A 20,909-nucleotide genomic window follows, 5' to 3' on the forward strand; every position below is an offset into this window, starting at 1 on the left:
CATGCGCCGTGAAGTGTTGACCTGGAACGACGTTGACAAACTGATTGACCATCTTATCCCCCAGTTTGAAGTGGAATTTGACGCCATGGTGATGATCACCCATGGCGGAATTATTCCCGGTGGAATGCTGGCGGAAGCGCTCAAGTTGAGCATCATCCTGACTGCTTCGGTGGACTTTCCGGCCGAAATGGAACAGGAACACGATAAAGAAAAAACGCGCTGGCTGGCCTGGCCGAAATTTTTACAGTTCCCGGAAAACAATTTGCTGCGCGGCAGACGTATCCTGGTCGTAGATGATGTTTGGGGTTCCGGGCGAACGATTACCGCGGTTAAAAACCGCATTACCGCTGCAGCTGGCGTCCCCTACACCTGTGTTTTGCACTTCAACCCGTACCGCAATCTTTTCGGCACTGCCCGTCCCGATTATTACGCCGCCATCACCGATGCCTACATTGTCTATCCGTGGGAAATTGCGCGCGGCACGCAGAATCTCTTACTGCGTGATTTATGAGAAAAAAAACCAATCAGCAGCCATCCTCCGTTTCAGACCGCTGATTGGTTAGAAAATCAGCCAAGCCAGTTTACGCTTCAGCCTCTTTTGGGGAGAAGATTCGTCCCGGCTGCCAGGGAGTTCCTAACATGGGTAATACAAATCGATCAAGGCCCCACCAGCCGGCGTTTTTCCAGGCAAGAATGAGAAAAATGGAGAGGGTGAACAAAACCGGATTAATACTGGCAGTTCCAGCCATCATAAAGTTCCAGTTCATAAAACCGCCAAAGAAAGCCGCAATGCCGGTGAACAGCCCCAGGATCAGGGCAATCCCAACAAGAATTTCACCTGCGACAACCAGTTTGGCAAACCAGGTATAAGCCCCGGCATCCAGAAGGGATTGGATGAAGGTGCGGTACCAGTCGAAAGCAATGGCGGGGCGTGCGGGTGGTTCGGGCACAAAAACAGCCCGTTCCCAAAACCCTTTCAGCGCCTCACCGGTTTGTACCCAGGCGGGATTGGATAGCTTTCCCCATCCTGAGGTTAACCAGGTATAGCCGACATACAAGCGAGCAATCAACCATAACCATGCCCATTGCGGGCTGCCAAAAAGCGCCTGAACAGCCGGCGGGTCACTGATACCAATCACATTTTGGGAACGCGATACATTGGTCATAACACAATCCTTTTGTAACACGATATATAGGATAAAATTATCCTAATTAATATCATACCCTCCTTTTACCTTTTTTCAAGGACGAATATCATATTGTTTGGTCAACCATTTGGGTGATTAGGGAACCAAAAGCACCTGCCGATAGGCGGTACACATTTGATCAAGATCGAAATATTCTTCTGCTATCCGCCGGGCAATCGAACGAAACCGCATGGGTTCCCGGAGGATTTCCAAAACGGCATCCGCCAACGGCTCAAAACGCGGTAATTCAGCACGCCATGGGTTGTTTCCATATTCCACCACCCGGCCGCTATCCCCCACCACCAGTTCGGGAAGCGCGCCGGTTGCAAAGGCTGCCACGGGAGTGCCGCAGGCCAGCGCTTCAATCACCGAATTGGGACAGGCGGCATGAAGATCGGTGGAAAGAAAAAGATGCGCCTGCCGGTTCAAGCCCGGAATTTGTGCGGGTGGAACAACCCCCGTTAAGCGGATTCTTAAATTCGGGTAGGTTTGCACCAACCGGCTGGCATGGGTCTGGTTCACCTCCCCGGTGATGACCACCTCCACCGGTAAATTGACCTTTTGTTGAAGGGCAGCCCCAAAACCTGCCGCAATTTCCAATCCGATTTCGAATCCGCCTTTCAGATGGCCTTCCACCACCTGCACTCTGACCCGATCGATCGGTGGACTTTCCTCCCCGTGGGGAGAAAATTCCGCCAAATCCACCCCGTTCCAGATGACCGTATTTTTAACCGGCGTCTTTCCAAATGTCTGCTCCCACCAGCGGTGAGCAAAGTGGCTCTGATACACTACAAAATCCGCCAGAAAGCGGCGGGTAAAGGCCAGCAGCAAATTGCCGGCTTCCGCCCGTAAATAATGCCGCCAGCCGGTTTTCCGGTAGCGGTGTATCCAGTTGATGCCATTCAAGCGCTGCACGACCCGCACGCCGCGGCGGCGCGCCTGCAAAATGGGTAGAATGTGACGGGTGCCCGCAATGATCAAAATTGCCCGTGTATCGCTGCGCTGCGGGTCATGGTGAACCTCAACCCCCAGGCGAGCCATGCCGGCTTTGAAGCGGGCGGAAAAAGAAGCCGGGCCGGCCAGTGCCTGAATCTGGGGGAGCAGACAGATGCTGCCGCTGCTCATCTGCCTCCCGGCTCTTTAAAATTCTGCACGGCTGCCACAATTCGCTCGGCAGCATGTCCATCGCCGAAGGGGTTTTCGGCGCTGACCATCGCCCGGTAGGCGTTTTCATCCTCTAACAGCTGGCTGGCCTCACGGACAATTTTTTCCGGATTCCAGCCGACCAGTTTCAACACCCCCGCCTCCACTCCTTCGGGGCGTTCGGTTGTATTCCGCAGCACCAGCGTGGGTTTTCCTAAACCGGTGGCTTCTTCCTGAATGCCTCCGGAATCGGTCAGCACCAGACGGGCAGCCTGCAGCAGATGCACCATCGTCAGGTATTCCAGCGGCGGCAGCAGGGCAATGTTCGGAACACCGCTGAGCAGGCGGTAGACCGGTTCCTGCACATTTGGGTTCAAGTGAACGGGGTAAATGATCTGGATTTCCTTGCTGTAGCGCATTGCCAGTTGTTTGAGGGCGTGGCAAATTGCCTCCAACGGCTCGCCAAAGTTCTCACGCCGGTGAGCGGTCACCAGCAGCAATTGTTTCCCGTCCTCACCAATTTGATATTGTTCCAGCAGCTGGCGTGCCTCCGCAGGCATTGGACGCCGCACGATCTGGTTAAGGGCATCAATCACCGGATTCCCGGTAACCACAATCCGCCAATCCTCAACGCCCTCTCTGAGCAGGTTTTCACGGCTGTGGTGGGTTGGGGCAAGGTGCAGATCCGCAACCACGCTGGCAACCCGGCGATTGACTTCTTCGGGGAAGGGCTGCCAGCGGTCGCCGGAACGCAAACCGGCTTCGACATGCCCAACCTTAATCCGTTGATAATAACCCAGCAGCGCCGCAGCCATCACAGTGGTGGTATCACCCTGTACCAGCATCCAGTCCGGCTGGAGATCGCGTAACACCGGGTCCAGGTGCGTGAAAATGGCGGCGGTCAACTGGGCCAGCGTTTGATTTGGCTGCATCAGGTTCAGATCGTAATCGGGTTGAATATTGAACAATTCCAGCACCTGATCCAGCATCTGGCGGTGCTGAGCGGTGACAATCACCCGTGATTCAATTTCAGGCGCGTTTGCCAGCGCCTGAACCACCGGCGCCATTTTAACCGCCTCCGGACGGGTGCCAAAAATGGAAACAACCCGCAATTTTCGACTCATTGGGTCTTCCCCACCCCCAAGCGGAAGACCCGAAAACCGGCTTGCTGCCACTCCTGCGCCTTCCAGCCATTGACGGTATCCAGAACCATCTTTGCCGCGGTCATCCTCGCCACTTCCTGCGGATTCAGGTTTTTGAACTGGTCGTGAGCGACCAGCAAAATCAGCAATTCAGCTTCTTCTATGGCGGTCTGTAAAGAGTTCGTGCTGGCCACACCGTTGAAAGCATAATCGGTTTTGTACGGCTCAAAAGCCCGAACCTGTGCCCCGGCTGACTGCAGCAAATGCACCACCTCAACCGCCGGACTCTCGCGCAAATCGTCCACATTGGGTTTATAAGCCAGTCCCAGCGCAGCAATCCGCCGTCCGCTCAGGTCGCCCAGAATTTGCCGCGCCAGTTGCACCACAAAACGCGGCTGGTCGTCGTTGACTTTGCGGGCGGTTCGAATCAGCGGAGTTAAATCCGGGGCAGCCTCCACCAAAAACCATGGGTCCACACTGATGCAATGTCCGCCAACGCCGGGACCGGGCGAAAGAATGTTGACGCGCGGATGGCGGTTGGCCAGCCGAATGGCATCCCACACATCCACCCCAAAGCGATCCGCCAGCCGGGAAAACTCATTGGCTATGGCGATGTTGACATCGCGGTAGGTATTCTCCATCAGTTTGACCATTTCAGCCGTGGTGGCATCGGTGAGAATAATTTCCCCGCGCACAAAGATGGAATACAAATCCCGCCCAGCCTGCGCAGATTCGGGGTTGACGCCGCCGATGATGCGCGCGTTTTCGATTAATTCGCGTAAGATTTGGCCGGGCAGCACACGTTCCGGGGAATAAGCAAGATAAAAATCCTCCCCGGCTTTCAATCCGCTTTTTTCCAGAATCGGCGCTACCAGATTAACCGTAGTCAAAGGCGGCGAGGTTGACTCAAGGATGACCAGATTGCCCTTGCGCAGGTGCGGGACAATTGCCTCACTGGCAGACTGGACAGCGCGCATGTCTGCCCGCTTGTCTTCATAAAATGGTGTCGGCACGGCGATAATAAACGCATCCGCCGGTTGTGGCTGCTGGGCAACGATCAAATTACCGGAACGCAGCGCCGCCTGCACCAGCGTTCGCAGGCCGGGTTCGTAAAGATGCAGATGACCGTTTTGCAGTCCGTTGACAATTTGGGGATTGACATCCACCCCCACCACTTTCAATCCATGCGTTGCGAATGTACTGGCTGTCGGCAAGCCGATATAGCCCAAACCTAAAACGCAGATCGTTTGAAATTTCACGCGGGCTCCTTGAGGATTGCAGATGTTGTTCGAAATTATATCCCAAACCCTCCCAAACCGGCTTAAATCCTTCCGAAACCCGGCTTGAAAGTATAATTGGAGAGATGTCCACCGTCCCCGATCCTGCACCGCCCCGTTCAGCTGTTCGACAAATTGCCCGGGCTGCCGGCACCGTCATGGCAGCCTTTGTATTGACCCAATTGCTGGGGCTGGCTCGCACCATTCTGGTTTACCGCGCCTTTGGCATCAGCGCTGACCTGGATTCATTTAACGCTGCCAACCGGGTGACTGAAATGTTGTTTAACCTGATGGCAAGCGGAGCTTTGGGTTCGGCTTTTATCCCCACTTTTACCGGCCTGCTGGCCCGCGATCAACGCCAAACCGCCTGGAAACTGGCTTCAGCAGTAGCCAATCTGCTGTTCATCTTATTGACACTGATTGCAGTACTGGTTTTCTTCTTTGCCCCGCAGGTGGTACGACAGGGTCTGTTCATCCTCGCGCCGGATCTGTCCATCGGGCAGGAAAAAACCACCATTGTTTTACTGCGCTGGCTGCTGCCCACCGTCATCCTCTTCGGCTTGAGCGGGCTGGTGATGGGCATCCTCAATGCTCATCAAAAATTCTGGCTGCCTGCCATTGCCCCGGCCATGTACTCACTGGGTCAAATCGGAGGGGTGCTGCTTCTGCCTCAGGAATGGGGCATTTACCGGCTGGCTGTTGGCGCTTTGGTCGGCTCAGCCCTCCATCTGGGTGTGCAACTTCCTCAATTGTTGCGGTTGAACGGCCGCTACGTCCCCACCCTTGGCATCCGCATGGCTGAAGTGCGGGAAGTGGCGCGCCTGATGGGGCCGCGGGTGTTAGGGGTTGCCGTGGTGCAAATCAATTTCATCGTTAACACCATCATCGGGCTCAGCCTGCCGGAGGGCAGCGTTTCATCCCTGACGCTGGCTTTCACACTCATGCTCATGCCGCAAGCTGCCATTGCCCAGTCGGTTGCAATTGCCGCCATGCCAACTTTTTCTGCGCAGGCTGCGCTGGGAAAACTGGATGAAATGCGCACCTCACTTTCTGAAAGCCTGCGGGGAGTGTTGTTGCTTGCCGTGCCAGCCGCATTGGGTTTAATTACCGTGCGCATCCCGTTGGTGCGCTGGTTGTATGAAGGGGGTGAATTTACCCCGCGTTCAACTGAAATGGTCGCCTGGGCGCTGCTTTGGTACGCATTGGGACTGGTATTCCATTCACTTCTGGAAATCATCGTGCGCGCTTTTTACGCCCTGCATGATACCCGCACCCCGGTCAGTGTAACTGCCGGGGCAATGACGCTCAATATCGTGTTCAGCCTGACCTTTCCAGCATGGTTTGAGCGCTTTGGATGGATGCCGCATGGTGGGCTGGCGTTGGCCAATTCACTGGCTACCTTTTTGGAATGTAGTTTGTTGTTGTTTTTGCTGCAACGCCGCCTTGGAGGGTTACAGGGCACCAAATTGCTGGCTGGGACAAAGATTGCTGTGTTGGGCGGCCTGGCAATGATGCTGCTGGTAACACTCTGGTTAAAATTTCACCCGCCGCTGGGAGACAGCCTGATCGTCCTCAGCTCGGTTGGAATTGGCGGCGTGGTTTATGCTGCCATGCTGTGGATTCAGCGCACCCCCGAGTTGTTTTTTATGTGGGGCAGCTTAATCCGACGCGCCCGTCAGATTTTTGAAACCAGAACCGGTTAGAAATGACCCCCAAACCCCATTTGACAAGGAGGAAACCCATGACTGAATCGATCGGCAAAACTTTCTGGCAGAACACCAAACCGGCCTTTGTGCCTCAATCCCCACAAAGTCGGGGCGAACCGCAGCCGCCACTCGAACTGCCCTACGACCCCACTGCCAGGTTGATTCCATTGATAAACCCAGACCGGCTTTCTCTCCCTTCCGCTTCGCTTTGGGATGTAATGGCCAAAAGAACAACCCTGCGTCGTTACAGCAGCCAATCTCTGACACTGAACGAGCTTTCAGCTTTGTTGTGGTTCACCCAGGGTGTCAAAGAAGTCACCAACCGGCCGGTGACCTTGCGAACCGTGCCGTCTGCCGGCGCACGTCATGCTTTTGAAACTTACCTGCTGGTCAACCGCGTGGAAGATCTGCAGCCGGGAATTTACCGATACATCGCGCTGGAACACGCCCTGCTGGGCTTGAACTTTGAAGGGGATGTCAACGAACAGCTGACTCAGGCCTGCTTCAACCAGCGTCAGGTAGCAACCAGCGCGGTGACCTTCTTCTGGGCAGCGGTCGTGGAACGCATGCAGTGGCGCTATCCGGAACGCGGATACCGTTACCTGCTGCTGGACGCCGGTCACATCTGCCAGAATCTGTATCTGGCAGCCGAAGGTTTGGGCTGCGGCGTGTGTGCAATTGCGGCTTATGATGATGATGCGGTCAATGCGGCGCTGGGGCTGGATGGCGAAGCCATCTTTGTGGCTTATGCCGCCTCGCTCGGTAAACGGATGAGCTAGCCCGCCGTTATCCTCCTGCCCTGCGCAATCTTTCCAGCACAGCCTCATAAGCCTGCCGGTTTGGCGGATTCAGGTGGATGATTTCCTGAACGGTAAGAATGGAAGCTTCGTAATTGCCTGATTCAGCATAATGTTCCGCCAGCGTATCCAGTTCAGAAATGGCCTCAGCAGTTTGCTGAGAGCGTTTGTATAAATCCGCCAGCCGGCGGTGTAATTCAAACTTCTCCGGCTGTTCAAACAAAATTCCTTTGACGAATTGAATGGCCGCTTCGTGCTGGTGCAGCCCTTCAAGAATACTGATGAAATTATCCACTTCGAGGTAAGCCGCCTTGTCCTGACCAACCTGAAAATTCAAAACCACAATACGGGTTCTCAGGGTTGGGTCATTGGGCTGGAGGGAACGCATTTGTTCATAAAAACGGAGTGCCTGACGCCATTCCAGACGCTGCATGTCAATCTCCGCCAGATAGCCAAGCAGCTGGTAAGCCCACTGCCGGCTGCGGCGGGATTGCTGTGCCAGCTTCAATGCATCCAGATAAGTCTGACGGGCGGTATCCAGATCAGCCAGCTGATTGTAAAAATCAGCGATCTCTAAATACTGCTTGAGCGCATCATCTATCCGTCCCTGTTCGGTGAGCATGCGCAGCAGCTTTTTTCGGGTGTTAATATCCGCTGGAGAAAGTTGAATGATTCTCTCCAAAATCTGAATGGCCTGACCGGCCTCCCCGCGCACGTTGTAGAGATCGGCTACCAGTTGATACTTGGCAATGGCTTCCTGAATCTGACCGCTGGCCACCAGCAATTCAGCAATCTGAACGTGCAGCGGCAGGTAGGTAGGCGCAAAATCTATGGCGTAATGCGCTTCTTCCAGGGCGGTACGATACTTGCCCTGCTGCATAAAATCCCGAATTCTTCCGATGGCTTCGATTACCTCTGAACTGCGCGATTCCAACAGCAGACTTGCCAGCGGAGAAGGGGGTGACTGAGGTGAAGGCGGAGGTAGCTGTTCGCGCACCTTTGCCAGAAATTCGCGCCAGTCGGCGCGCAAAAGTTGATCGGCAATCGTATCGCACAGGGTTTTCAAGCTCTGGATATCACTCATCTGAGCCTGTGCCTCAATGATCGGCTCGTAAATCTGGCGCAGTTCTTCCCGCTGCTCCAGCGCAACCGTTTCAGCATCCGCCAGACGCAACGCCTGAAGATACGCCGTGGCAGCTTCTTTGTAATTATCGGTACGGTAGTAAATTTTGGCTAACAGCAGGTAGGAAGCCAGCGAAAATTCGGGATGTTTGACCGCCTTGAGCAAAATGGGCGAGGCTTTTTGAGGCTGTTTTTCTGCCAGCAGCATCCCCAAATCAAAATACAGGGCTGGATGAGAAAAGCCCAAGTCATAGGCGCGTTCCAGTTCTTCGGCTGCCTGTTTTTCCTGTCCCATCGTTTGCGATTCAATTGCCTGTCCGATGTGCAGCAAAACACGGGTGCGGGTGGACGGATCCAGCACCAATTCCCCCGTTCCACGCATCAAGGCGTTGATTCCACGCCGTGAAGAGGAAGTCTCCGCGCCGGAAAACTCCTCCGGGGTATCAAACAGCAATTCTGCCAGTTGAATTAACGCCCGCTGGCGGGTTTCGGCAATTGGATCCATCGAAGGGGGTTGATTGGTTTGTTGAGGGGCTTCCAGTTGTTTGACCTCTGCCATCCGCATCGGTCCTGTCCCGCCGCGGGGGCGCAGCGGTTTGGGCATTGGCTGACCGGTTTTCAACATCTGGAATGCCTGTGTTGCTTCGGCACTGCCGGGGATCAATTTCAGGGCATACAACACAATTTGTTGGGCTTTTTGAATATCCCCCGCATGCTGCATCAGACTTGCACAGGCTATCAGTTCTGAAACAGCCTCAGCTTTCTTGCCTAAGCGCTCGTAAATCAACGCCAGCCGCGAATGGGCCGTAAAAATTTCGGGGTTGAGGCTGAGCACCCTTTGCCAGCCTTCTATGGATTTTTCCACATCCCTGGCTTTGAGGTGAAGTTCAGCAGCCTGCATGCCGGCACGGATAGCCTCATTCAATCTCCCCTGCCGTTCGAAAATCCGCGCCATCTTTTCAGCCGGAATTGGATCTTCGGGGTTAATCAGCGCAACCCGTTTATAGACTTGAAGGGCTTCGTCAAAATCCTGCAATTCGAACAACGCCAAACCTAAATTACTCAGCGCGGCAGGATGATCCGGATACTCCTCCAGAGCCGCTCGATAATAGCGGGCTGCCTGCTCCCATTCCTGATCCCAGGCCGCCGAATGCCCCTTGTTCATGGCTTCATCAAATCGTTTCTGGTCGCCAGCCATGTTCCTCCGATTTATTCCTTCGATGGTTTATTTCTCAATTACTTTAACCGATTGACAGCCAAAACGCAAAGAAATTCGGATAACAATTCCGCAAGGTGACTTGCCGGGCGTCAACCTCACGGCAACACCTCCAGTGAACCCCAGTTATGCCCCCAGCGGGCTTCGGTCACCAGCGGGATGGAGAGAGGGTAGGCATTTTCCATTACTCCGCGTACCACCTGCACGGTCTCATCCCTTTCATTTTCCGGCACTTCCAGCACAAGTTCATCGTGTACCTGCAGTAACATGCGCGCTCCCAGACCCGCTTCTTTCAAGGCCGGCGGCAGGCGTACCATTGCCAGCTTCATGATGTCGGCAGCCGTTCCCTGAACCGGCGCGTTGATCGCCTCCCGCTCCTCTCGCGCCCGCAGGGCCGGATTGGCATTGCTCTTCAGATTGGGAAAATAACGCCGCCTTCCCAACAGAGTTTCCACATATCCCTGACGGGCTGCCTGACGACGCAGACCGTCCAAAAAGGCTTTTACGCCGGGGAATTGCTGAAAGTAAGCTTTGACAAAGTTTTCCGCTTCTGCCAGAGTGAGGCCGGTGGAACGATGCAGCCCAAAAGCACTCATGCCATAAATCAAACCAAAGTTAATTGCCTTGGCGTGACGGCGCTGCTCTTTGGTGACCTGTTCAAGTTCAACCCCATAAATAGCCGCCGCCGTAGCCGCGTGAATATCCAACCCGGCGCGAAAAGCCGCCAGCATGGCTTCATCCTGTGCCATGTGGGCCACAATTCTCAATTCAATCTGCGAATAGTCCACAGACAGCAAGCGGTAGCCCGGCGCTGCGATGAAAGCGTTGCGTACCAGCCGCCCGGTTTCGGTACGGGTGGGAATATTTTGCAAATTCGGGTCAGAAGAGGCCAATCGCCCGGTAACCGAGCCGGTTTGATTGTAAGAAGTGTGCACCCGCCCGGTTCGGGGATTAATTTGCTGCGGCAGGGCATCCACATAAGTGGACTTAAGCTTGGACAGCTCGCGGTATTCCAGAATTTTTTCCACTACCGGATGCTGATCGCGCAGTTCTTCCAGCACACCGGCAGAAGTCGAAAAATGTCCGGAGGTGGTCTTCTTGCGCCGATCCGGCGGTTCCAGTTTGAGGGTTTCAAACAACACTTTGGAAAGCTGCTGGGTGGAATTGAGGTTGAATGAATACCCCACCACCTGGAAAATATCCTTCTCAATTTGAAACAAACGGCTGGTCAACTCATGCGACATTTGTTGCAGGAATGGCACATCCAGCATGACCCCATTGCGCTCCATCATCCCCAGCACCGGCACAAGCGGCATTTCAATTTCCTCGAATAAACGGACGGCATTGACCTGTTCGAGCCGTTCACGCAGTAAAGGCATCAACCGCAGGCAGATTTCCGCATCGGCGGCAGCGTAGGCTGCAACCGATGAAACCGGTACACGATCCATCGTCAACTGATTTTTTCCCTTGCCGATCAGTTCTTCGATGTGGGTCATTTGCACACCAAGATAGGTTTCAGCCAGTTCTTTCAGCCCCAAATTGTAACTATCCGGTTGCACCAGCCAGGCGGCAATCATCGTGTCAAAAGTCAGCGGCGCAACCGAAACCCCCTGATTCTCCAGCACCAATGCATCGTATTTCAGGTTGTGACCGATTTTGGCAACCTGCGGAGAGGTCAACACCGGATGTAACGTCTTCAGTACCTCTTCGGCGGGCAGCTGCTCCTCGCCGGTGCGATGTCCCACCGGCAGGTAGTAACCCTGTCCGGCTTCAAAAGCCAGTGAAAGGCCAACCAGTTCTGCCCGCATCGGGTCGGTGGAGGTGGTTTCGGTATCCAGTGAAAGGACAGGCACATTTTCAAGTTTTCGGCAAAGTTCTGCCAGCGCTTCGCGGGTTTGAACGGTAATCCACGCACCATCCTGTGGCGGAGTCTCTCCAATCCTGACCAGCGGTTCACCAAACAGCAATAACTGCTGCCCGGTTGAGGGGGCAGGAACAACCCGGCTTTCCAGTTTTTTAAGGCGCGGCAGCAGAGAACGAAACTCCAACTGCTGGAAAAACCCTTCCACCCCTGCCACATTGATCTGGCCTGTGCGCGCCTTTTCCAGGGAGAGCATTACCGGCAGGTCGGTGCGAATGGTCGCCAGTTGCCGGCTCAAGTAGGCTTTTTCACGGTCTTTTTCCAGCAATGTCCGCACCCGGGTGGGAATCTGATCCAGATGGGCGTAAATGTCATCGAGATTGGCGTACTGCTGCAACAGGGTGATCGCGGTTTTTTCTCCAATTCCGCCAACCCCGGGGATGTTATCCGACTTATCCCCCACCAGCGCTTTGTAATCCACCACCTGTTCCGGGCGGATGCCCAGCGTTTCGATGACTTCCTTCACTCCGAAATCGCGCGCCTCCGAGAGTTTGCTGCCGGCCAGATTGACGATGACCCGATCATTGACCAGTTGCAGCAAATCCCGATCGCCGGTGATGATTTTGACCCCCAGACCGTTTTCCGCCGCCTGACGGGCAATACTGCCCAAAACATCATCCGCCTCAAAACCTTCAGCCTCGAGGCGGGGAAAACCAAACACATCCACCATCTCCCGTATACGCTCAATTTGCGGGCGCAAATCGTCCGGCATTTTTGCGCGGGTGGCTTTGTATTCGGCATAGAGGTCGTTTCGGAAGGTGGCTCCGGTATCGAAGGCAACCGCCAGATATTCGGGATTTTCCTGTTCCAGCAAACGCAGCAAAACACTGGCAAAACCATAAATTCCGGCCGTCGGTTCGCCGCTGCTGGTGGTCAATTGTTGACCTGAAAGGGTAATTGCAAAGTAGGTGCGGTAGGCTAAAGCATGTCCATCAATCAAATAAAGAATGGGCGGCATCGGGTTTCACCTGAAAGATGATTTAAGCAAACAAGCAACCATTCATGCGGAGAGAAATCCCTGTCGGCGGCGGGTGCGGATGATAAAGTCCTCAATCAGCCAGGTTTCCGGGGCATTTCGGCTGCGCAGGATCAGATGAGCAGAAGCCCAAAAATTGCCTTTGCCCGCCAGATCGGGAATGCACTTTGCCAAATGAATGGCGCTTTGATCTCTCACAATTCGCACCACATGCCCGGGAGATACCGCCGGCGGCAGGTTAACCGTCCACATCCAATAACGCGGCTCAACATCCAGCGATTCCAGCGTGTACCCCAGTGTAGCACAAAAATCCGGCATCCAACGGCGCAGTTCCTCGCCGATTTCCCCTTCCAGAGTTGCCTGCGGAGAACGGGGCAGTAAAATGCAAGTGTAGGACTGGCGTACCTCGCCGGTAAATTCTTCTCCACGGGGAGGTAGTTGCGTCTTTCGACTGGGGCGGGTCTCTTCCAGGGCTGTCGGGCTTTCGGCAAACGACGGCTCTGCTTTTACGGACGTCTGAGGTGACAGCGCGTTCGCTTCTGCTTCAAACGAAGATAAGAAATCACTCTCCGGCTGCCAGTCTTGCGAAGAGGGCACTTTTTCATCTTCCAGCGGGTTAGGCGGAGGGAGAATACCCAACAAATCATCCAGTCGGACCTGCTCAAATTCGGTAAGAGGTTCACCCTCCTCAAGTGAACCATCCTCCGCCGCTTGAGCCAGTTCTTCCTCATCTAGAGCTGGTAAAACCAGTTCTCCAGAGGACGCCCGGTTATTCTTCAAGAATTCTGGCGGCAGGTCATTCCAGCGGTCAACAAACCACTGACTCACACGGCGCGCTTCCCGCAGGGAGGTGTGCGCATCAAACAGCAGCCCCAGGGGCGCACCTTCCGAAAGCAGGGTTGCGTAAAGCAGCACATCCCGATTGGCAATGTGCGGACGGAAGTAGCGTACCAGGTCTGTGCGCCGTTCATTTTGCCAGAACCGCCCTAAAACCAACCCGGCTTCCCGCAAGTCCTCGTTTTCGAGATTTCCCACCAGCAAAGGCGGTTGAGCCTGCCGCAAAATGATCACCCCCAGCGCATTCGATTCCTTCAACCAATCCGATAACAACTGCTGTGGCTGTGCAGGTGAGGGAGATTCGGACAAGGTAGGCGAGAGGGATGCAGATGAGTCGCTCTGATTCCCTTGCAAGGCCGCCAGCAAATCCGGCAGGTAAAACGGCTTGATCAGCACAGTTTCCGGACGAAGCAGCCCCACAATTGGATGAAGGCGGTCGTTATCGGGCGGGAAGATGATCAAGCGGGAGGGCTGAACCTCCTGCACCAGTTGCAGCCATGCCTGTTGAAACTCTTCGCCTGCATCCAGGTCCACCACCAGCGCTTCAAATTCCCCCTCTTTAAGAATCTCACGGATTTTCTCAACCTGGCCGGCAGCGGCTACCTGTCTGAGACCGCTGCCCTTCAGACTGTTCAACAGCAGGGTTCGGAAAGGCTCATGAATGCTGAATACCAGCACTTTTCCGTCCATACTTTAAAGTCTATCACGTGCAGGAATGGGATACAAGCCAATTTTTGCCCGGTCATATCGAGTCATCATGCTTTGTCTGTTGCAATCCTCATGCCGGTTTGAGTATTCCGGTTTGCAATCCTGTTCTAATGAGGCTATACTAAAGGTGACATCGGAGGAGATATGTTTCCACTCAAAGATACCATTCGCTCCAGGTCACTCCCCATCATGACCTGGCTCATCATTCTGGTGAATACTTTCGTTTTCGTATTTATCGAATTGAATCTGAATCCCTTTCAACTGGAACGTTTCATTCGCACCTTTGGGCTGCTGGGCAGCCGCATCCAAATAGAAAATCCGCTGACATGGTATCCACTCCTGACCCATATGTTCCTGCACGGTGGATGGGTGCATTTTCTCAGCAATATGTGGACGCTGTTCATCTTCGGGGATAATGTCGAAGATCGGATGGGATCTTTCCGCTTTCTTGTGTTTTATGTGTTCGGCGGCGTTGCTGCTGGAATGCTGCAGCTGCTGCTGGGCGCCCCAAACATTCCCTCGATTGGCGCATCCGGGGCAATTGCAGCGGTGTTGGGAGCCTACTTCCTGTTTTTCCCGCGTGCTCAGGTCATCACGTTCGTGCCGGTCTTTTTTCTGCCATGGTTTGTCAACATCCCGGCCGTCATCTATCTTGGATTCTGGTTCGTTTCCCAGTTATTCTCTGGCCTGGTATCCCTTGCACTGCCGGCCGGCATGAGCATGGGCGGAATTGCCTGGTGGGCGCACATTGGCGGATTTTTATTCGGCTTGCTGCTCGCCTTGCCATTCAGCGCTTCTAATCGTACCAGAGTCTATTGGTACCGCGACGAATATTACCCATGGTAACCCAACTTTGAAACTCAAAAGGGAGGCCTTATGGACCTGATCAATCTTCTCTGGCTCTTTCTCATCATTTCCAGTCTGGTGCCGCTTTTCCGGCAAAAAATCATTGAAGCCGACCGCCTGCGTTTGATGAGAACGATAGAAACCAAACGCGGCTCACGCGTCATCGCCCTCATTCACCGCCAGGAAAGCATGAGTTTTCTGGGTTTTCCGGTTGCCCGCTACATTGATATTCAGGATTCGGAACAGGTGCTGCGCGCCATCAAACTGACCGATCCAAAACTGCCGATTGACATTATCCTCCACACCCCCGGCGGCCTGGTACTGGCTGCCGAACAGATTGCCAATGCGCTTGCCCGTCACGAAGGCAAGGTAACGGTCATGGTGCCGCATTACGCCATGTCCGGTGGGACAATGATTGCGCTGGCGGCCGATGAAATCCTCATGGATGAAAACGCCGTCCTCGGCCCGGTGGATCCGCAAATTGGCAACTTTCCCGCGGCTTCCATTTTGCAAGTGGTGGCCGAAAAAGACCGCAATCGGATTGACGATGAAACCCTGATTCTGGCGGATATCTCGCGGAAAGCCATTGAGCAGGTCAAAGCCACCATTCGCAGAATCGCCTCGGCAAATTACCCGGTAGAGAAAGCCGAATTTCTGGCAGAGGAACTGGCAACCGGCAAGTGGACGCATGATTACCCGATTACGGTGGACGAAGCCCGCCAGTTAGGCCTGAACGTCAAAACCGAGCTGCCGGAAGAAATCTACCAGCTGATGAATCTGTACCCGCAAACCCAGCAGCGCCGTCCATCCGTTGAATACATCCCCTTACCTTATCCCGCCCGCCCGGCCCTGCCGGCGCGTAAAACCAAAAGCGAGTAAAACCGGTCTTGAAAGTTCTTGTTGTTTAGAAAAGGAGGAAATATGAACACGGAAAATGGCGCAGTTGAAGTTAACCGTGCCACGGTGGAGGAGTTGGCTTCCGTGCCGGGGATTGGCCCGGCGCTGGCCGAACGGATTGTGGCTGCCCGCCCCTTCACTTCACTGGATGACTTAACGCGGGTGAGCGGAATTGGGCCGGCCTCGCTGGAAAAGATCAGGCCCTTCTTGAAAATTGAACTGGCAGATTTCTCCCAGGCAGAAGAACCCGCTTCACCCCCTGACGAGTCAATGCCGGCTGCGGCTGCCCCCCAGGACCAGGAAGAATCTGAGTTAATCCTGCCGGAAGGTTCCCCAGCCGAACCCGAATCTGCCATGGCGGAAGACGACGGTAAGGCTCACACTCAAACCTTGCAGGCCGCCCCGCTTGCTGCTGAAACCTCTGCAGCCGTTGAATCTCAACCGGCCCCAACCCCGCCACCTGCCGGGCAGCCCCTCAAAAGCGGCGAAAAATGGGCGCGGCGTGAAGATTTGTTGTGGACAGGGGTAGGGGTGGCTGTGATCACCCTGATCCTCTCGCTCATCTTCACCCTGGGCACGCTGGCGCTGATTAATCAGACCCTGACGTATGCACCTGCCGCAGAAGCACAGGCGCTTTCCGCGCGGCTGGATGCGCTTAATAATCGCGTCCGCCTGCTGGAAGGAGATGTGGACAACTTACGCAGCCGCGTGCAAACCATTGAAGCGCTCGGCGGACGGGTGACCACACTCGAAAGAGGACAGCAATCCCTGAGTGAGGACTTGAAATCCGCCCAAAGTGAACTGGATGACCTTCAGCAGCAAACTGCGGTATTTCAGACCCAAATTGAAGAACTGCAGAAGCGCAGCAATGTGTTCCAGAACTTTTTAGATGGCTTGCGTCGTTTGTTGAACGTGGGCGAAACCCCTTAGACAGGAGAATGCCATGAGTAACTCACAACCCCCGCTTTCTGCCGGTGAACGATTTTCGATAGCTGTGGGTGCATTTTTTCGGGCTTTGCTGCGGTTGATTATCGTGATTTTGGCAGGCGTTATCCTGGCCGGACTTTTGTATATGGGTTTCGTCCTGATTTATCAGCAGGCAATCCTGCCGGCCCGGGAGAATGCCGCCCGGTTGAGCCTGCTGGAAACCCAGCAGGCCGCTCAAATGGATCAGCTCAGCCAGCGCATGGAAAAACTCCAACAGCAGGTTACGGAATTAGGCAACGAGATGATCGTGCTTCAGGATGAATTTGCCGCTTTGAAACGCGATCAGGAAATGGTGCAGTCCACCCAGCAGGCTTACCCCCTGCAGCTCAAACGGTTGGATGAACTGGAGAAAAAACTGGCTCAAGTCCAAAAAATTGGCCAGGATGCGCTTCAACTGGCAGAAGAAAATCAGAAAACCATTGCCAGCGGAGAACTGCTGGCCGGATTGGAATATCAGTTAACCGTCCTGAAATCCGCTCTGCTCATTCAGCGGGCGCGCGTGTATCTCGGTCAGGCCAATTTAGGGCTGGCGCGCGATGAAATTCGTGCAGCCCGGATTTTGCTGATCGAATTGCAACAAACCGCCAGCGAAGAACAGAAAGCAGAACTGGCTGCATGGCTTGGCAGACTGGATTCGGCACTGGTAAACCTGCCCGACCGTCCGGTCATGGCAGCCAGTGATTTACAGACAGCGGAAAACCTGATTCTGCTGCCGCCCATGGTAGAAGAGACACCGATTGCACCCCTGGCCGTTGAGGAAACCCAGCAAATCACTTCTACGGGTGTTTTGATCAGCACCCCAACCCCTGCCGGTACCCTGGCCTTGACCCCCACCGGCACACTGACAGCCAGCCCCACCCCTTCCCCAACACCCTAATTGAACGGAGCAACCTTTCATGGAAAACGAAAAAATACCCGTCCCTGAGGCAACACCGCCCAACCAAGCAGAAGAATCCACCCCAAGCGGTGAAACTCTGCGAGAAGAAACTCAACCCCAACCGGAAGCAGTCGAAGAAGAAGCAGCCCTTTCTACCGATAAAAAACCGACCCCGGCCTGGCTGCGCAAGAGCCTGATCTGGTTGGCAATTGTGCTGGTATCCCTGCTCGTCGGTTTTGGGCTGGCGTACTTCCTGCTCTATCTGCCTGCAGAACAGGCGCGGATAGAAGCCAGTCAACAGGTTTTGCTCCTGAATGAGCAAATCGCCACGTTGGAAGCCGATCTGAATCAGGCTCGTGAGCAATTGCAGAAAACCCAAGACGAACTGGAGCAGACTGCCGGCGAATTAAGAGTCCTCCAGTATTCTGCCGCATTGACCGCACTGCAACACAATGTGACCTACGCCCGCCTGGCGCTGGTAACCAAAGACCTGCTGACTGCCCGGCAGGAGTTGAGCTCCGCCAACACCAACCTCAAAAAATTGATTCCCATGATTGGGGATAAAGACATCGAAACCGCCCTGACCGAACGACTGGCTGCGGTGCGTTCAAGCATGACCAGCGATCCCGAAAAAAGTCTGGAAGAATTGAGAATACTGGCGGAAAATCTTTCAAGACTGGAAAAACCATAAGACTGCCGCGCCCGCTGACGCTCGCTCAAAAGGAGATGTTTTCGTCATTCTGAGCGAAGCAAGGCTTGCCAGCGCTGATAATTTGCCTCCTCCTGCGCCTCCCCCAATATTGCCTGCGCAATTTTTGGGGGAGGCATAAGTTTTTAGCCCGTATCAAGGCGCAAGCCGGTCAGTAACGCAGAAATGCCCCAATCTGTCCGGCCTTGATCAACTGGTCGCTGGCGTGAATGACCTCCACATCACCGCCGGCGCGCATCGTGCGGCTGATGGCAAAATCTACCGCATCCGGAATTTCGCGCACCTCACCGCCGCACACCGGGCAGGTAGTGACGATTTTCGCTGTCAGGTAGCCGCAATGGGTACAGCGGTAAGCCGGCTGCTGATAACCCTGGGCCACAACCAGCGTGCTGACTCGATCACCGCTGACGGCTTCCAGGGTTGCCTCTAAACCGGTTACCGCTCCGCTGTTCTTGGCAGCGCGGGTGATCAGATCCTCAATCAGCAGTTCCTCACGCCGTTGTTCTGCCTTTTGTCCAATTTCCATGGCCTTTGAAAGCACTTCGGCATGACCGGCGTTCATATTCATGGGAAAATGTCCCACAACCAGACTTTGCCAGGCTTTAGGAAGCAAACTGCGGAATTGGGCCACATTTTCATCCGAGCCGCCCAATAAAATGCGCCGAACGCGGTTAGCCTCAAAGAATTGCACCGCAAATTCCACCGAATCTTTCATATTACGTTCGACCACTTCTTCCATGTGGCGGGTTCGTCCGGCAATACCACCCAGCGCACCGGGCACGGTAGAAGCGCCGCCGCGTTTGACGCGCTTGACCGCCTCACCCACCACACCTTCCTGCTCACGCAATTCACCCAGATGGAAGAAAAACAGGCGGGCGCCTTGCTTGTCCACCAGAACGACGCCGTACCCGCCGTAGCTGTCCAGCAGGTCAGCCAGCACGCGCACACTGGGGCGGTCGCTGACGTGCACCACATCCGGCACAGGAATGGCCAACGGATAAACCCGGAAGAATTTTTGTGGAGCGCACGAGAATACCACCACCCCCTTGCCGCTCCAATCATATTCCCACTGAAAATAATTTTCAATGGCTGCAACATCATCCGGCAAGTTGACCCCCTTCAACAAATTGCGCAATCGCAGCCGGTAAGCATCTGAATTGCCAGCCGATGGATCGGTGTTGAGATAAACACTCAAAACGGGATCCGGCGATACGAATTGCAGCAACTCCCGCAGCTCACGTTCAGCCAACATGGCAACCTCCTTTTTAGTTGTGGGATTGAGTATTCCATTAACCTGCTTCCGGTTCACTTCATGGACGTTTTCCGAGCGTTAAATCCACCTCCTTTTCCTGCCCGTCGCGAACAATCGTCAGGGTGACTTTGTCGCCGGGTTGTTTGTTCTTAATCAGATAACTGAGCAAGTCGTCAAAGGTCATCACCGGTTGGCCATCAATAGCCACGATCAAATCGCCTCCTGCCGGCAAGCCGGTGAAACTGGTCGGCCGGCTGCCGCCGCGCAAGCCGGCCCGGTCTGCCGGGCTGCCGGGCGTAACCGCAGTAATGTAAGCGCCGGTTTGACGCGGCAGACCCAATTCTTCAATCATCCGCAAGGTTAAGTTGCTGCGGCTGCTGATTCCCAGATAGGGGTAATCGTACTTGCCGGTGGCAATCAATTCCGGTACAACCCGCCGTACGATGTTGCTGGAAATCGAAAAACCGATGCCGCTGTTGACTGGATCACCGGTAATGGTGGTGCCAGTGGTGCGGATGGCACGGTTGACGCCAATTACTTCACCGTTCAAATTAAGCAGCGGTCCACCGGAATTACCGGGGTTAATGGCTGCATCCGTCTGAATAATATCGCCGGCGGTGAAGAAAGAGCCGCTCTCGGCCTGGCGTAACGATTCCAGCGTCCTTCCCTTTGCCGAAACAATCCCCAGCGTCATGGTGCCGTTGAGCTGGAAGGGATTGCCAATTGCAACCACGGTTTGCCCAACTTTGAGCTGGTCCGAATCTCCCAATGGGAGCGGGACAAGCACATCTTCCGGCACATCCACTTTGACCACAGCCAGATCTGAATCCAGATCCGTACCGATGACCTTGCCGCGCACTTTCAACCCAAAGAGGAAATCCACCTCCACATCGGTTGCGCCTTCAACGACATGGTAATTGGTCACAATGTGTCCCTGTCGGTCAATCACAAAACCGGAGCCGGTGCTGCCGCCCTGTCCATTTTCCACCAACAGAGAAACCACCCCCGGAGAAACCCGCTCATAGAGCGAGGTCAACACAGCATCCCGCTCCGCATAACTCAAAGCTGAAATATCCGGAGGCGCACTCAGGGTCGGAACCGCCGGCAGGGTAATTTGCGGGCTGACCGGCAAAGTTGCTCTTTGAACTTCTACTGTCGGTGCAGGGGATTCTTCACCGAAAAAGCGTGGAATCTGAAACGTAAACCCGCAAGCAGCCGTTGTGAGGAGAATGATCAGCGAAGCGAGTAAAATGGTTTTTTTGTTCATATTGTACCTCTCGATTACCTGTTAAGTCTGCGGTGATACTGG

At 54.6% G+C, this 20,909-nt stretch carries 17 protein-coding genes; 8 read left to right on the forward strand and 9 right to left on the reverse strand.

The genetic code is table 11. The features are described from left to right. The coding region (locus VAE48_RS02170) for a phosphoribosyltransferase (protein WP_061913974.1) at window positions 1-511 on the forward strand (511 nt) is incomplete at its 5' end. Window positions 512-581: 70 nt separating this feature from the next. Here VAE48_RS02170 and VAE48_RS02175 read toward each other — a convergent pair. From VAE48_RS02175 to wecC, 4 genes are all read right to left on the reverse strand, one after another. Next, the gene (locus VAE48_RS02175; RefSeq protein WP_322791669.1) at window positions 582-1,166 is read right to left on the reverse strand and encodes a DoxX family protein; all 585 of its coding nucleotides are present in this window, start codon (window positions 1,164-1,166) and stop codon (window positions 582-584) included. A 117-nt stretch (window positions 1,167-1,283) separates the two neighbouring features. Further along, window positions 1,284-2,312, reverse strand: a complete 1,029-nt coding sequence (locus VAE48_RS02180; RefSeq protein ID WP_322791670.1) for a glycosyltransferase family 4 protein — start codon at window positions 2,310-2,312, stop codon at window positions 1,284-1,286. Further along, window positions 2,309-3,442 carry a non-hydrolyzing UDP-N-acetylglucosamine 2-epimerase gene (gene wecB, locus VAE48_RS02185; protein ID WP_416181014.1) on the reverse strand — a complete coding sequence of 378 codons (1,134 nt, stop codon included), beginning with the start codon at window positions 3,440-3,442 and terminating at the stop codon, window positions 2,309-2,311. The genes VAE48_RS02180 and wecB overlap by 4 nt, the downstream gene beginning before the upstream one ends. Window positions 3,443-3,450: 8 nt before the next feature. Beyond that, complete coding sequence (gene wecC, locus VAE48_RS02190; RefSeq protein WP_322791672.1) at window positions 3,451-4,731, reverse strand: UDP-N-acetyl-D-mannosamine dehydrogenase; 1,281 nt, start codon at window positions 4,729-4,731, stop codon at window positions 3,451-3,453. A gap of 104 nt (window positions 4,732-4,835) precedes the next feature. Here wecC and murJ point away from each other — a divergent pair, with 104 nt between their 5' ends. Then, complete coding sequence (gene murJ, locus VAE48_RS02195) at window positions 4,836-6,452, forward strand: murein biosynthesis integral membrane protein MurJ (protein ID WP_322791673.1); 1,617 nt, start codon at window positions 4,836-4,838, stop codon at window positions 6,450-6,452. A 38-nt stretch (window positions 6,453-6,490) separates the two neighbouring features. Then, window positions 6,491-7,234: a SagB/ThcOx family dehydrogenase gene (locus VAE48_RS02200; RefSeq protein ID WP_322791674.1), complete on the forward strand. Its 744-nt coding sequence runs from the start codon at window positions 6,491-6,493 to the stop codon at window positions 7,232-7,234. A gap of 7 nt (window positions 7,235-7,241) precedes the next feature. On the opposite strand, the gene VAE48_RS02205 is transcribed toward VAE48_RS02200, so the two are convergent. The 3 genes from VAE48_RS02205 to VAE48_RS02215 form a co-directional block, all read right to left on the reverse strand. Continuing rightward, window positions 7,242-9,572 (reverse strand): tetratricopeptide repeat protein, encoded by a 2,331-nt coding sequence (locus VAE48_RS02205; protein WP_322791675.1) that lies wholly within the window; start codon window positions 9,570-9,572, stop codon window positions 7,242-7,244. Window positions 9,573-9,688: 116 nt separating this feature from the next. Beyond that, a complete protein-coding gene (gene polA / locus VAE48_RS02210; RefSeq protein WP_322791676.1) occupies window positions 9,689-12,469 on the reverse strand; it encodes a DNA polymerase I in 2,781 nt (926 codons plus the stop codon). Between the two features lie 42 nt (window positions 12,470-12,511). Further along, complete coding sequence (locus VAE48_RS02215) at window positions 12,512-14,014, reverse strand: transposase (RefSeq protein WP_322791677.1); 1,503 nt, start codon at window positions 14,012-14,014, stop codon at window positions 12,512-12,514. Between the two features lie 162 nt (window positions 14,015-14,176). On the opposite strand from VAE48_RS02215, the gene VAE48_RS02220 reads away from it, so the two are divergent. Genes VAE48_RS02220 through VAE48_RS02240 form a run of 5 tightly spaced genes read left to right on the forward strand, consistent with a single transcriptional unit; the run spans window position 14,177 to window position 18,330 of the window. Next, the gene (locus VAE48_RS02220; RefSeq protein WP_322791678.1) at window positions 14,177-14,878 is read left to right on the forward strand and encodes a rhomboid family intramembrane serine protease; all 702 of its coding nucleotides are present in this window, start codon (window positions 14,177-14,179) and stop codon (window positions 14,876-14,878) included. A gap of 30 nt (window positions 14,879-14,908) precedes the next feature. Then, window positions 14,909-15,757 (forward strand): SDH family Clp fold serine proteinase, encoded by an 849-nt coding sequence (locus VAE48_RS02225; protein WP_322791679.1) that lies wholly within the window; start codon window positions 14,909-14,911, stop codon window positions 15,755-15,757. Window positions 15,758-15,799: 42 nt separating this feature from the next. Further along, complete coding sequence (locus tag VAE48_RS02230; protein ID WP_322791680.1) at window positions 15,800-16,705, forward strand: ComEA family DNA-binding protein; 906 nt, start codon at window positions 15,800-15,802, stop codon at window positions 16,703-16,705. A gap of 13 nt (window positions 16,706-16,718) precedes the next feature. Continuing rightward, window positions 16,719-17,639: a hypothetical protein gene (locus tag VAE48_RS02235; protein ID WP_322791681.1), complete on the forward strand. Its 921-nt coding sequence runs from the start codon at window positions 16,719-16,721 to the stop codon at window positions 17,637-17,639. Window positions 17,640-17,658: 19 nt separating this feature from the next. Then, the gene (locus VAE48_RS02240) at window positions 17,659-18,330 is read left to right on the forward strand and encodes a hypothetical protein (protein ID WP_322791682.1); all 672 of its coding nucleotides are present in this window, start codon (window positions 17,659-17,661) and stop codon (window positions 18,328-18,330) included. A gap of 169 nt (window positions 18,331-18,499) precedes the next feature. Here VAE48_RS02240 and VAE48_RS02245 read toward each other — a convergent pair whose 3' ends face one another. Both VAE48_RS02245 and VAE48_RS02250 read right to left on the reverse strand, forming a co-directional pair. Continuing rightward, window positions 18,500-19,600: a hypothetical protein gene (locus VAE48_RS02245; RefSeq protein WP_322791683.1), complete on the reverse strand. Its 1,101-nt coding sequence runs from the start codon at window positions 19,598-19,600 to the stop codon at window positions 18,500-18,502. 58 nt (window positions 19,601-19,658) lie between these two features. Then, window positions 19,659-20,867 carry a S1C family serine protease gene (locus tag VAE48_RS02250; protein ID WP_322791684.1) on the reverse strand — a complete coding sequence of 403 codons (1,209 nt, stop codon included), beginning with the start codon at window positions 20,865-20,867 and terminating at the stop codon, window positions 19,659-19,661. Window positions 20,868-20,909 lie beyond the last annotated feature (42 nt).

Source organism: Bellilinea sp. (assembly GCF_034432615.1).
Classification (GTDB): domain Bacteria; phylum Chloroflexota; class Anaerolineae; order Anaerolineales; family Anaerolineaceae; genus Bellilinea.

Excerpts from the sequence above, each read along its gene's own strand:
- VAE48_RS02175 (WP_322791669.1), bottom strand. The coding sequence starts at position 1,166 with ATGACCAATGTATCGCGTTCCCAAAATGTGATTGGTATCAGTGACCCG.
- VAE48_RS02180 (WP_322791670.1), bottom strand. The coding sequence starts at position 2,312 with ATGAGCAGCGGCAGCATCTGTCTGCTCCCCCAGATTCAGGCACTGGCC.
- murJ (WP_322791673.1), top strand. The coding sequence starts at position 4,836 with ATGTCCACCGTCCCCGATCCTGCACCGCCCCGTTCAGCTGTTCGACAA.
- VAE48_RS02200 (WP_322791674.1), top strand. The coding sequence starts at position 6,491 with ATGACTGAATCGATCGGCAAAACTTTCTGGCAGAACACCAAACCGGCC.
- VAE48_RS02205 (WP_322791675.1), bottom strand. The coding sequence starts at position 9,572 with ATGGCTGGCGACCAGAAACGATTTGATGAAGCCATGAACAAGGGGCAT.
- polA (WP_322791676.1), bottom strand. The coding sequence starts at position 12,469 with ATGCCGCCCATTCTTTATTTGATTGATGGACATGCTTTAGCCTACCGC.
- VAE48_RS02215 (WP_322791677.1), bottom strand. The coding sequence starts at position 14,014 with ATGGACGGAAAAGTGCTGGTATTCAGCATTCATGAGCCTTTCCGAACC.
- VAE48_RS02220 (WP_322791678.1), top strand. The coding sequence starts at position 14,177 with ATGTTTCCACTCAAAGATACCATTCGCTCCAGGTCACTCCCCATCATG.
- VAE48_RS02225 (WP_322791679.1), top strand. The coding sequence starts at position 14,909 with ATGGACCTGATCAATCTTCTCTGGCTCTTTCTCATCATTTCCAGTCTG.
- VAE48_RS02230 (WP_322791680.1), top strand. The coding sequence starts at position 15,800 with ATGAACACGGAAAATGGCGCAGTTGAAGTTAACCGTGCCACGGTGGAG.
- VAE48_RS02235 (WP_322791681.1), top strand. The coding sequence starts at position 16,719 with ATGAGTAACTCACAACCCCCGCTTTCTGCCGGTGAACGATTTTCGATA.
- VAE48_RS02240 (WP_322791682.1), top strand. The coding sequence starts at position 17,659 with ATGGAAAACGAAAAAATACCCGTCCCTGAGGCAACACCGCCCAACCAA.
- VAE48_RS02245 (WP_322791683.1), bottom strand. The coding sequence starts at position 19,600 with ATGTTGGCTGAACGTGAGCTGCGGGAGTTGCTGCAATTCGTATCGCCG.
- VAE48_RS02250 (WP_322791684.1), bottom strand. The coding sequence starts at position 20,867 with ATGAACAAAAAAACCATTTTACTCGCTTCGCTGATCATTCTCCTCACA.